Raw genomic sequence first — 11,491 nt, 5'->3', positions numbered from 1 at the left:
CATCGCGCGCCGCTCTGGCAGACTGGTCGCCATGGACATACCCGCCGATCTCGACGCCCTCAGTACCGAACAGATACGCGAACTGAACGTGAAGCTGATGGCCGAGATCGCCGAGAAAGAAAGAGAGTTGCAGTACCGGCAAACACGTATCGACCAGCTTACGCACGAACTCTCGGTCATCAAGCGGCAGCAGTTCGGCAGGCGCAGTGAGCAGCTCAACAAGGGGCAACTGAGCCTGCTCGAGGAAGCGCTCGACGCGGATCTGGCGGCAATCGGGCTCGAGCTGCAGGGGCTGAAGTCCGGCGAGCAGGCAGGGACACCACGGCAACAGCCAAAGCGTGAACCGCTTCCTCCCGAACTGCCACGTACCGACATTCATTACGAGCCGGACAGTACGATCTGTACGTGCGGCTGCGAGCGCGTTCGCATCGGCGAGGACATCAGCGAGAAGCTGGATTACACGCCCGGCGTGTTCACGGTTGAGCGGCACATCCGGGGTAAATGGACGTGCAAGGCATGCGAGACGCTGGTGCAGGCTGCGGTGCCGCCGCACGTGATCGACAAGGGCATCCCGACCACCGGTCTGCTCGCTCAGGTGCTGGTCGCCAAGTACAGCGATCACCTGCCGTTGTATCGACAGGAGCGCATCTTTGCGCGGGCGGGTCTGGCGATCGCGCAATCGACGCTCGGCGGCTGGGTTGGCGCGTGTGGCGTGCGCCTGCAGCCCCTGGTCGATGCACTTCGCGAAGAGGTATTGCAGCACGCGGTACTGCATGCCGACGAGACGCCGGTACAGATGCTTGCCCCGGGAAAGGGCAAGACCCATCGAGCCTATCTGTGGGCGTACAGCACCACGCAGTTCGCCGATCTGAAGGCGGTGATCTATGACTTCGCCGATAGCCGCGCCGGCGAACATGCACGCGCATTCCTGGGCGAGTGGCGCGGCAAGCTGGCGTGCGACGATTACGGGGGCTACAAGTCCAGCTTCAGGAGTGGGGTCACAGAGATCGGGTGCCTGGCCCACGCGCGCCGTAAATTCTTTGACTTACACGTCAAGCACCAGAGCGAGCTGGCCGAGCCCGCGCTGCGATACTTCGGTGCGTTGTACGAAGTAGAACGCGACGCCGCACAACTCGAGCCCGATAGAAGACGTCTTGTGCGTCAGGAGCGGGCTCGCCCCATCGCCGACGAACTCCATGCATGGCTGCTCACGCAACGGCAGCGTGTGCCGGACGGATCCGGGATCGCCGCGGCACTCGACTACAGCCTCAAACGTTGGGAGGCGCTTACGCGCTATCTGGACGATGGACATGTGCCAGCCGATAACAACTGGGTCGAGAATCAAATACGGCCGTGGGCCCTGGGGAGGTCGAACTGGTTGTTCGCAGGATCTCTGCGTGCTGGAAAACGCGCGGCCGCGATCATGACATTGATCCGCTCTGCACAACTGAACGGACACGATCCGTTGGCTTACCTGAAGGACGTGTTGACGCGCTTGCCGACACACCGTGCCGCCGACATAGCGCAACTGCTTCCTCATCGCTGGACGCCGACCGCTGCTTGATCGTTTGATCGTTTGAGCGATCGCCCCAGTCAAGATGCCTTCCCCGGGTGCTTACGGCATTGGCCGCGCCATCGCCGAACGTCTTGCAAAGGATGGTGCGACAGTCGCGCTAACCTACAACGCCAGCAAAACCAGCGCGGACGAGGCGATCGCGGCCATCGAGAAAGCGGAAGGCACCGCGTTCGCGATCCATGCGGATCTCGTTGATCCGGCGAGCGTCCCGGCCTTGTTCGAGAGACTCGACGACGAGTTCATCAAGCGCAACGGAAGCAAGACCCTCGACATTCTGGTCAACAACGCTGGCAATTCCGGCTGGGTTGGCTTCAAGGACGCGACGCCGGAGAGTTGGGACACCCTGATGGCGGTCTACGCCCGCGCGCCGTTCTTCATCATTCAGGCCGCGCTCGATCGACTCGCCGATGGTGGACGCATCATCAACATTTCTTCCGCAGCCGCCACGAAGCCCGTGACGGCTGCGCCCGTGTACTCGATGGCGAAAGCGGCGATCAACACCCTGACCCATACGCTCGCAATCGAACTCGGGCCGCGTGGCATCACAGCGAACGCCGTAGCACCGGGCTTCACGCGAACGGATGCGAACGCCGATTTTCGGGCAAATCCCGAACTCGTCAAGGCGGTCGAGGCCCAAATCGCGCTGGGCCGCTTTGGCGAGCCTTCAGAAATCGCGGCCGTCGTGGCGTTCCTGGCCTCCGATGAAGGCCATTGGGTGACCGGCCAAACGATTGAAGCGAGCGGCGGCTACAAGCTCTGAGCCCGCCGGGAAACGATGGAGAAACATATGAGTTACGCAATCATTGGCTTCGGCAAGATCGGCCACGCACTTGCGAGGGCGTTCGCCCGCAACGGCATCGAAGTATCCGTTGCAACCACGCGCGACCCGGCAAGCTTTGCTTTCGATGCAGCAGCGATCGGACCTACGATCATTCCGAAAACCCTGGCGGAAGCCGTCAAGGCGGACATCATCTTTTTGGCTGTTCGTTTCGAGTCATACGCGGAGGTCGCGAAGGCCCTGCCCAACTGGAAGGGAAAGATCATCGTCGACGTGATGAACACGTTCTCCCCGCCCGAGGAACTCGACGGTCTCCCGTCGTCAGCTTTCGTCGCGAACGCGTTCACCGGAGCCAGGCTGGTGAAAGGCTTCAATCATCTGGCTGCGGCCGTCCTCGGCCAGGACCCGGCCGTGCAGGGTGGCAGGAGAGTCGTGTTCCTCGCGAGCGATGATGACGGCGCCGCAGCGGAAATTGGTGCGCTTGCGGAAAAACTCGGTTTCGCGCCAATCCAACTTGGCGGGCTTTCGGAGGGTGGACTGCTTGTGCACGCGCGCGGAAATAACTGGGGACGACTGATCTTCAAGGACTTGATCACGTTCGACTGATGACCAACGGTTTCCGGATATTTCGCTGAATCGAGTGGCCGATTGCCGGAGCCATGATGGCCGAGTGTACTCATTCACAAAAACTGCTCGAAGGCGGCCGTGGACGATTTCAACGGCCGCTCCAGGCGTCGGCGATGAACCGACATTCGACCGCAGCGCCCGGATCACCGACAATCCCTGTCCAGGCAATTGGATACATGATATGACATGACTCGCACTGGCAACGTGGGTGGGTGCGACGAGACCCGGAGGTAATGAGCGAAATGAAACGCACCAAATTTAGGCTGTTGAGCTGCGAAAGAAGCGGTATCGAAGCTGTGGAAGCGGACACTACGCTCGTCTTTGGCCGCCACACCCATGAGCAGTTTGGTGTGGGTCTGATCGAGCGCGGCGCACAGAAATCGACGAGCGGCCGTGGTCTCGTCGAAGCCAGTGCGGGTGACGTAATCACTGTCAACCCTGGTGAAGTGCATGACGGGGCACCGATCGGCGACGGCGGGCGCTCATGGCGAATGCTGTATCTCGACCCCGCGATCGTTGCCGAGCTGGCCACGGACATTACGGAAGGCCGCAAAGGAGCGACTTGCGAGTTCAGCCAACCAAAAGTCAGTGACCGACGACTCGCAGCGCAATTCGGCCAGCTATTTCGCGCAATGACTGGCAAGATTGCAGACCCGCACGGACTCAGGGCAGACGAGACCTTGCTGCTTGTGCTAGCTAGCTTGCTCCAGCCCGCATCCACCACACACCGGTGCATTCCAGCCGGAATCGCTTCGGCCCGCGCCCTGATCGATGACGATCCCCCAGGGATGGTGACGCTCACGGCACTCGCAGACGAAGCCGGGCTGAGCCGCTATCAGTTCCTGCGCGCTTTCGCGAAAGCGACCGGCCTCACGCCCCACGCCTACATCCTGCAGCGCCGCATTCATCACGCCCGTCAGTTGATCCGTCATGGCGCGCGGCTCGCCGAAGCTGCCGCGCAGAGCGGTTTCTCCGATCAGAGCCATATGACGCGGCTGTTCGTCCGTAGTTTTGGCATGACACCGGGTGCGTACGCCACCGGAGCCGGCTGATTGCCTACGCCTGCAATTTTGTTCAAGACCGTCGGACCGCCGACGCCGAGAATCGAGGCTCAACCTCTTTCCCCGGCGTGAGGCACGATCTTGCTATTTTTCCTTTTCCCCTGTTTTCGCCGCGACATTCCAACGCGCGTCGCACGTGTGCTCTGGTTTTGCGCATCCACGACGGAGAGGCCATGAGCATCGAATTTCTGGTCACGTCGCTGATCGTCGTAGCTTCGCCTGGAACCGGCGCACTCGTCACAGTGGGCGCTGGTCTGTCTCGTGGAGCGCGTGCAGCAATCGTCGCAGCATTGGGTTGTACGTTCGGCATCCTGCCGCACATGGTGGCGGCGATCACTGGTCTGGCAGCGCTCCTGCATGCGAGCGCTGTCGCGTTCTCAGCGATCAAATATGCGGGCGTCGCCTACCTGCTTTTCATTGCATGGAAAACACTCGAGGAAAAAGGACCGTTGAAGATCACGTTCGACAGCCCCGCCCGCACCGACCGGGATGTGATCTTGCACGCGATCCTCGTGAATATTCTCAACCCTAAACTCTCGATCTTCTTCTTCGCGTTCCTGCCGCAATTCATCGATCGCGGCGAAAACCAGCCTGCGCTTCGCATGCTGGAACTATCGCTCGTCTTCATGGCGATGACGTTCGTCGTGTTCATGGCATACGGCGTCTTCGCGGCGAGGGTCCGTGACCGCATTCTTTTGCGCTCCGATGTTCTCAAGTGGATGCGCCGGAGCTTTGCAGCCGCGTTCGTCGGAGTCGGGGTCAAGCTAGCCTTGGTGCAGCGGTAGGCCTCCTATCCCGACACGGCGTGGGCGTTCGGATGCCCGGTATTGGCATGTATTCCGTTCGACGATGAGGAAGACGCGATTCCTTAGGGGCGGATTAGTAAATCCGCCCATTTAATCCCTGCAGGATCGCGGCTACAAGTCCATAGCTGTGGTCAAGGTATTGGCCTTTGGCAGGGTCTCCAGTTGTTGAATGTCGGCCATCAACGCTTGGGCTTGCGCACTACTCATTCCCGCCTTTTTCGTGCAATCGAGAAATTTTTGACGGAACTCGATGGGCGACATTGGATTCTTGGGTTCGCCTTTGGCAAATGCCACCGTTTTGGTAAACGTCCGGCCATCTTTCAAAGAAACGTCAAGGCGTGTAGCACCGGGTCCGCCGCCCGGACGTGCCAGGCTTTTGTCTTCCACCGTGTTGATGCGCTTGACCATTGCCAGCAGATCAGGGCGCCGGATCGCTGCCGTAGTGAAATGTTCGAATCCGACCTTATGGTCCACCAACGCGCACGCCACAACCCAAGGATTGCTGAATTGTGCGTCCACGACAGATGTTAGGTTCTGCTTTTTGCCAAGCGGAAAATCGAGAAGCAGATATTCGCCAGTGCCATTGTAGATGGTGATGCTTTCCACATCGGGAGCTTCAATTTTGTTCTCTGCAAACATAGTCAGCGCAGCATCCACCGCCGTGTGACTACCGCGGCACGACGGCCATGGTTTGAACGAGACCTCGGTCGCGGCAAAAGTACTTCCTAGTCCCTCAAAGAGGAAATCGCGCGAATACTTATTACCGTGAAACTGATAATAAAAACCACGGCGACCTTCCAGAATATTTTGCGCTCCTTGGACGCCCTGCTGAGATAGACGCGCAGCCATTACGCCGGCATAGGAAGCGAAGCCAGCGCCCATACGCTTCGTCAATGCACCGTCCAGATGTGCTTGGGAATTACCCGAAGCTTGATGAAATGCAATACCCAGTGCAGATACCAACTGATCGCGCGTCAACCCCATCAGCTTACCTGCGACAAAAGTTGAAGCGAAATATCCATAAAGGCTAGTGTTGTGCCAGCCCACAATGAACGCATCGACGCCAGGCTGTGCCGAATTGGCCAATCGACAGGCAAGGTCCACGCCCAAAGCCGTAGCCGTAATTAGATCCCTGCCGCTGACATTGCCGAGCATATCGGTTACGGCTAGGGCGGCCGGAATCGTGATGACCGAGGGGTGCATGAAAGACCGCTCATAGGTATCGTCATAGTCGAGAGCGTCAGCCATGATTGCATTGACGCGAGCAGCATCCTGGGCGGGAACCTGAATGCTGGTACCCCAGATTGCGGCTTCGCGCTTACCGGCCATATCGATGGTGAACTCGCGTATCTCTTTGGCTCCTGGCTCATTGGTGCCCCCTAGCGCCGCGCCCACTGTGTCCAGAATCTGATTCTTGGTTATGGCAATCACCGCGCTCGGCAGGTTGTCATAGGTGGTCTGCAAACAATAGTCTGCAAGGGCAACGATGTCATCCGGACCAGCGGCGCTCTGCGCTGGAGGCTTCTGTGCCACTGTCGCATCAGCATAAGCGGACGCGGGAGTCAGCACCAATCCGCCGACCGATGCAATTGAGGTCTGGATAAATGATCTGCGATTTAGTTTGGTCATTTTGTTTCCTGAAACGGGGCCGGTGAACAGTGCATCCGCCTCTCGATCATTACGGACGATAAACGCAAATCCACTACCGTATATTCAGGACCAACATAGCAGCGGCGCGGGTGTGACCAGCAGCGTCAGGTCTTCATTTTAGTATGTGCATTTAGACGGCTCTTTCGTATACATGGATAATATGCAATGCAATGCGATGTTGCACCTGCGGGCCAATGACGGAAATAGGTAAATCCCCGAGCTTGGGCAAGAATCGCGAGCGTGTCAGGCGGATCGTGTGCTGGAGTCGGCCGGTTATCCGGCGAGTTCGTTGATCGCGAATCCATCTACCGCGCTGTGGGCAGTCGCCGCCGCCGACACGTGGCAATGGTTCCCGTTCACGATGCTAATGGTGCTGGCCACATTGCAGACCATTCCCGACGATCCGCTCGAAGCGGCGAGCCTCGATGGCGCGGGGCGCTGGCAATTGTTTCGCTATATCGTGCTGCCATCTCCCGCCGCCCGGCGGCGCAGGCGCGCCGCAGTCGTTTCTGACGACCAAGCTGTCGGGCTGCATGGTCTTTCAACGACGGGTCCGAAAGCTCTAACTGCATTAAGCAGGCTTACATCATCGGAATGTGCAGATGATGCGGATCGTTCAATGTCTGCGCCACGCACTGCAGCGCGTACCGACAATCGTCTCTGTCTTGCGGGCCCCCGAGACAGAGCCTGATTGCATTCGGCGGATTGCCGTCCGTGGAGAAAGCAGGGCCCCCCACCGCGCCAACGCCCTGGTTGCGCAATTGCAGCGCGAGCTCGGGCGCGTTCCAGTCGCAATGCGGAGGAATCCGCAACCATAAATGGAAGCCATCGTCGTGCGCGTCGTAGTGCCAGTCGGCTAGTTCCTGTGCCACGATCGCCTGGCGCGCATTGGCTTCTTTGTGGATCGCGTCGAGCATTTCATGTGCGGTCCCGTCATTGACCCATTGCGTTGCCAGCATCACAGTGAAAGGACTCGGCATCACAGTCGTGGCGCGCAACGCGCCCGCCACACGTTGTGTCTGCCGCACAGTGGGCGCGCGCAGATAGGCGACACGCAAGCCCGCACCCAGCGTTTTAGAAAAGCCGGTGACGTACCACGTCAGTTCGGGGGCGAGCGTGGCAAGTGCCACAGGCTTGTTTGATGGCAGCCATCCGTAGGCATCGTCTTCGATGATGGGGACGCTGTAGCGCAGCGCGACATCCGCGAGCGCCTCGCGCCGCTGTAACGATAGCGTGAGCGTGCTCGGATTCTGCAGCGTAGGGTTGCAGTAGAACGCGCCCGGTTTTTCGCTCCTGCAGAGCGCTTCGAATGCATGCGGCAGCGGACCTTCGTCGTCGCGCGGCAGTGGCTGCAGGCGCACACCCATTTGCGATGCGATCGCCTTGATGCCCGGATAGGCGAGCGTATCGAGGCAGATCGTGTCGCCCGGTCGCGCAAGCTGCGATACGAGCGCGACGAGGGCACTGTGAATGCCGGGACACACCAGTACCGTACCTTCTTCGCAATCCGGTAAGCGTTGCTTGAGCCACGCTCGGCCGGCCGCGCGATCGTCGGGCGTTCCGCCGAAGTCCTGGTAACGCAGCAGGCGATAGGGATCGGTATGCGCGAGCAGGCTCGCCGCCGATTCCCGCAACCGTGCCGCAAGCTCGGGGGGCTCGGGCGGCATGTTCATCGACATCTCGACACTGCTTCCGCCGGCAAGCGGCAAGGTCTGCGTACGTCCACGCACGAAGGTGCCGCTGCCCGCGCGAGCATCGAGCAGGCCGCGCTTGCGCGCCTCCGCATAGGCGCGCGCGATGGTCGTGTAGTTCAGATGCAAGGCACCCGCAAGATCGCGCAATCCGGGCAACCGGTCGCGCGGACGCAGACGTCCGCTCGCCAAATCCTCTTCGATCAGATCCGGTATCACGAGATACGCCGGCTTGCGGCTTTCGGTCAGCCGTTTGAGCCAGTGATGCGTGAGACTGTCCATGCCAGTAATTCCCAATGCGGATTCCTGATTGCCTTTATTCAAAAGTAGCACAGCGTTCTCCCGCAAAATAATCGGTATTGGTTCAATTCAAGACTTGATCGCATTGATCGGACCGTGCCCGCCTACGGGGTAGTGCGCACCAAGCAGACGCGAACGATGCGTTTTCGCTGCCCAACGACGGTGCGCGACCAAATTCGTAAATAGTCTGAAAAGCCCGTCGAACAAGGCTCCCAAAGAAATTTTTCGGTTCGCTCGAACCATCCTGTTCTGATTGATTGGAAGTTGATTGCATGAACCGGGCCGGAAATTGGCACATGCGTTGCAATAAACGATTCGCCATCCGGTTCTTTCCGGTTGAGCAATCCGATCAATGACACGACTTGTTGGAGAGCGAAATGCCCGCCGTCAATCAACCTCTGCATCAGAAAGGCGACTACCTGGTCGACTACGAAGAGAAGGTCTTTCCCGACGTCAAGGCCGAGCCCGGTGAAAAAGCACTGGTGACGTTTCATACGGTCGCATTCGAAGGATCGATCGGCTTCGTCAATCTTCTGCAGGCGACGCGCCTTCAGCGCAAGGGCTTCGATACGTCGGTGCTGCTCTATGGCCCGGGCGTGACGCTGGGCCTGCAACGCGGCTTCCCGACACTCGGCGACGAAGCGTTTCCCGGGCATCTGAATTTCAATAACCAACTGGTCAAGTTCATGGCGGAGGGCGGCAAGGTCTATGCGTGCCGCTTTGCATTGCAGGCACTGTACGGTCACGGCGAGGCGTCGCTGATCGAAGGCATCCGGCCGATCAACCCGCTCGATGTGCTCGATCTCCAGTTGCTTCATCGCAAGGAAGACGCGCTGATCATCCACACGTGGACCGTTTGAGCGCGCCGGGTGCCGATCATGTCCGAGCAACGAATCATCCGTGCGGCGGCGGTGCAGATTGCGCCGGAGTTCGAGCGTCCCGGCGGCACGCTCGAGAAGGTGTGCGCCGCCATCGACGAAGCCGCGCAACAGGGCGTACGGCTGATCGTCTTTCCCGAGACATTGGTGCCGTACTACCCGTATTTCTCTTTCGTGCGTCCGCCGGTGGCGTCGGGCGCCGATCACATGCGTCTCTATGAGCAGGCCGTCGTCGTGCCGGGGCCAGTCACTCAGGCTGTGTCGGAACGTGCGCAGCGTCATGCGATGGTCGTCGTGCTCGGCGTCAACGAGCGCGATCACGGCAGCCTGTACAACACGCAACTCGTGTTCGACGTCGACGGTCGCCTCGTGCTCAAGCGCCGCAAGATCACGCCGACGTTTCATGAACGGATGATCTGGGGACAAGGCGACGCCGCGGGCCTCAAGGTTGCGCACACGGGCATCGCACGGGTCGGCGCGCTCGCGTGCTGGGAGCATTACAACCCGCTGGCGCGCTATGCGCTGATGACGCAGCACGAAGAGATCCATTGCAGCCAGTTTCCCGGCTCGCTCGTTGGTCCGATTTTCGCCGAGCAGATCGAGGTCACGATCCGTCATCACGCGCTCGAATCGGGCTGCTTCGTCGTCAATTCGACGGGCTGGCTCAGCGAAGCGCAAATCGAGTCGGTGACGACCGACCCTAAGCTGCAACAGGCGCTGCGCGGCGGTTGCATGACGGCCATCGTTTCGCCCGAAGGGCAGCACCTTGCCGAGCCGCTGCGCGAAGGCGAAGGGATGGTCGTCGCCGATCTCGACATGGCACTGATCACCAAGCGCAAACGCATGATGGATTCGGTCGGCCACTATGCGCGCCCTGAATTGCTCAGTCTTGCCATCAACGATCGCCCCGCGACGCCCGTCGCGCCGATGTCTGCGGCGTTTGCGACCGCGAGCGCGGACCTTGGGTCCGAAACCACGAGTGGAGGTCAGGATGAATGCCAGCATGAATCTGTCGTCTGAGGGCGCAAGTGCGCGCGAGATGATGGAATTGCGTACGGAGTTGCAGTCGGCGGGCCTGCGTCTCGTCGATCCGAGCGCGGGCGCCGCCAGCCGGCGTGGTGGCGCGGGACCTTCCGACCACAAGGCCGTGACGGTCGATGGCGTGACGATCATGGTGCCGGTGCACACGAGCTCGGCGTGGAATTCGCCGTTCGTCGCGGGCGTGCCCGACGAAGCGGGCGAAAGCGCGCTGATGCGCGGCACGGTTCCGATTGCGAACATCACTTTCCCAAAAGCGCCACGCTTCACGCGGCTGCAAACGCTCGACGGCGTGCCCTATTCGCACATCGCGACGCTGCACGGAACGGATGTGCTCGCTACGACGGTGCTGCAGACCTGCATCCGCTACGAAAGCCGCAAGAAGACATGCAAGTTTTGCGCGATCGGCCAGTCGCTCGCGGCGGGTCGCACGATCGCGCGCAAGACCCCGGAGCAGCTGGCCGAGGTCGCGCGCGCCGCAGTCCTGCTCGATGGCGTCAGGCACATGGTGCTCACGACGGGCACGCCACCCACGCCCGATCGCGGCGCGCGGATTCTATGCGAGAGCGCGTTCGCGATCAGGGCGGCCGTCGATCTGCCCATCCAGGCGCAATGCGAGCCGCCCGACGACGACCTCTGGTTCGAGCGAATGAAGGCGAGCGGCATCGATACGCTGGGTATGCATCTCGAAGTGGTGAGCCCCGAAGTGCGCGCCCGCGTGATGCCGGGCAAGGCGAGCGTGCCCATTTCGCGTTACATGGAAGCGTTCAGGGCGGCTGTCGCGGTGTTCGGCAGGGGGCAGGTCAGCACGTACATACTCGCGGGTCTCGGCGATACGGCCGAGGCGATCCTGTCGATCTCGCGCGAGTTGATCGACATCGGCGTGTATCCGTTCGTCGTGCCGTTCGTGCCGATCAGCGGCACGCCGCTCGAAGATCACCCCGCGCCCACGCCCGAGTTCATGAAGTCGATACTCGCGCCGCTCGGCGCGATGCTGCGCGATGCGAAGATGCGCTCCGCCGACATCAAGGCCGGTTGCGGAAAATGCGGCGCGTGCTCGTCGCTGGCATCGTACGAGGCCTAGCC

The 11,491-nt window shown here is 60.6% G+C and carries 11 protein-coding genes; 9 read left to right on the top strand and 2 right to left on the bottom strand.

The window, feature by feature from the left end:
* Window positions 1–31 precede the first annotated feature (31 nt).
* The 5 genes from AB3X96_RS35930 to AB3X96_RS35910 all read left to right on the top strand — a co-directional run bounded on the left by AB3X96_RS35930 (window position 32) and on the right by AB3X96_RS35910 (window position 4,827).
* The gene (locus tag AB3X96_RS35930) at window positions 32–1,564 is read left to right on the top strand and encodes an IS66 family transposase (protein ID WP_368593449.1); all 1,533 of its coding nucleotides are present in this window, start codon (window positions 32–34) and stop codon (window positions 1,562–1,564) included.
* Between the two features lie 34 nt (window positions 1,565–1,598).
* Complete coding sequence (locus tag AB3X96_RS35925; protein ID WP_368593446.1) at window positions 1,599–2,336, top strand: SDR family NAD(P)-dependent oxidoreductase; 738 nt, start codon at window positions 1,599–1,601, stop codon at window positions 2,334–2,336.
* Between the two features lie 27 nt (window positions 2,337–2,363).
* Entirely contained in the window at window positions 2,364–2,960 is a 597-nt protein-coding gene (locus tag AB3X96_RS35920; protein WP_368593445.1) for an NADPH-dependent F420 reductase, read from the top strand.
* Between the two features lie 263 nt (window positions 2,961–3,223).
* Window positions 3,224–4,033 (top strand): AraC family transcriptional regulator, encoded by an 810-nt coding sequence (locus AB3X96_RS35915; RefSeq protein ID WP_368593448.1) that lies wholly within the window; start codon window positions 3,224–3,226, stop codon window positions 4,031–4,033.
* 182 nt (window positions 4,034–4,215) lie between these two features.
* Window positions 4,216–4,827: a LysE family translocator gene (locus tag AB3X96_RS35910; RefSeq protein WP_368593444.1), complete on the top strand. Its 612-nt coding sequence runs from the start codon at window positions 4,216–4,218 to the stop codon at window positions 4,825–4,827.
* A 132-nt stretch (window positions 4,828–4,959) separates the two neighbouring features.
* Here the strand turns inward: AB3X96_RS35910 and AB3X96_RS35905 are convergent, their stop codons facing one another.
* Complete coding sequence (locus tag AB3X96_RS35905; RefSeq protein WP_368593443.1) at window positions 4,960–6,477, bottom strand: MmgE/PrpD family protein; 1,518 nt, start codon at window positions 6,475–6,477, stop codon at window positions 4,960–4,962.
* 277 nt (window positions 6,478–6,754) lie between these two features.
* On the opposite strand from AB3X96_RS35905, the gene AB3X96_RS35900 reads away from it, so the two are divergent.
* Window positions 6,755–7,189 carry a carbohydrate ABC transporter permease gene (locus AB3X96_RS35900; protein ID WP_368593442.1) on the top strand — a complete coding sequence of 145 codons (435 nt, stop codon included), beginning with the start codon at window positions 6,755–6,757 and terminating at the stop codon, window positions 7,187–7,189.
* Here the strand turns inward: AB3X96_RS35900 and AB3X96_RS35895 are convergent.
* Window positions 7,080–8,471, bottom strand: a complete 1,392-nt coding sequence (locus tag AB3X96_RS35895; RefSeq protein ID WP_368593441.1) for a PLP-dependent aminotransferase family protein — start codon at window positions 8,469–8,471, stop codon at window positions 7,080–7,082. The two genes, AB3X96_RS35900 and AB3X96_RS35895, sit on opposite strands and share 110 nt — an antisense overlap.
* A 395-nt stretch (window positions 8,472–8,866) precedes the next feature.
* Here AB3X96_RS35895 and AB3X96_RS35890 point away from each other — a divergent pair, with 395 nt between their 5' ends.
* From AB3X96_RS35890 to AB3X96_RS35880, 3 genes are read left to right on the top strand one after another with little or no spacing between them, the layout of a single operon-like run.
* A complete protein-coding gene (locus AB3X96_RS35890; RefSeq protein ID WP_013093336.1) occupies window positions 8,867–9,349 on the top strand; it encodes an MSMEG_0572/Sll0783 family nitrogen starvation response protein in 483 nt (160 codons plus the stop codon).
* An 18-nt stretch (window positions 9,350–9,367) separates the two neighbouring features.
* On the top strand, window positions 9,368–10,387 hold the full coding sequence (locus tag AB3X96_RS35885; RefSeq protein WP_368593440.1) for a Nit6803 family nitrilase: 1,020 nt from the start codon (window positions 9,368–9,370) through the stop codon (window positions 10,385–10,387).
* On the top strand, window positions 10,359–11,489 hold the full coding sequence (locus AB3X96_RS35880; RefSeq protein WP_368593439.1) for an MSMEG_0568 family radical SAM protein: 1,131 nt from the start codon (window positions 10,359–10,361) through the stop codon (window positions 11,487–11,489). Before AB3X96_RS35885 ends, AB3X96_RS35880 begins: the two co-directional genes overlap by 29 nt.
* Window positions 11,490–11,491: the final 2 nt, after the last annotated feature.

The sequence above is a fragment of the Paraburkholderia sp. BR13439 genome (assembly GCF_040948805.1).
Classification (GTDB): domain Bacteria; phylum Pseudomonadota; class Gammaproteobacteria; order Burkholderiales; family Burkholderiaceae; genus Paraburkholderia; species Paraburkholderia youngii.
This window is presented reverse-complemented; position numbering and strand designations above follow the sequence as displayed.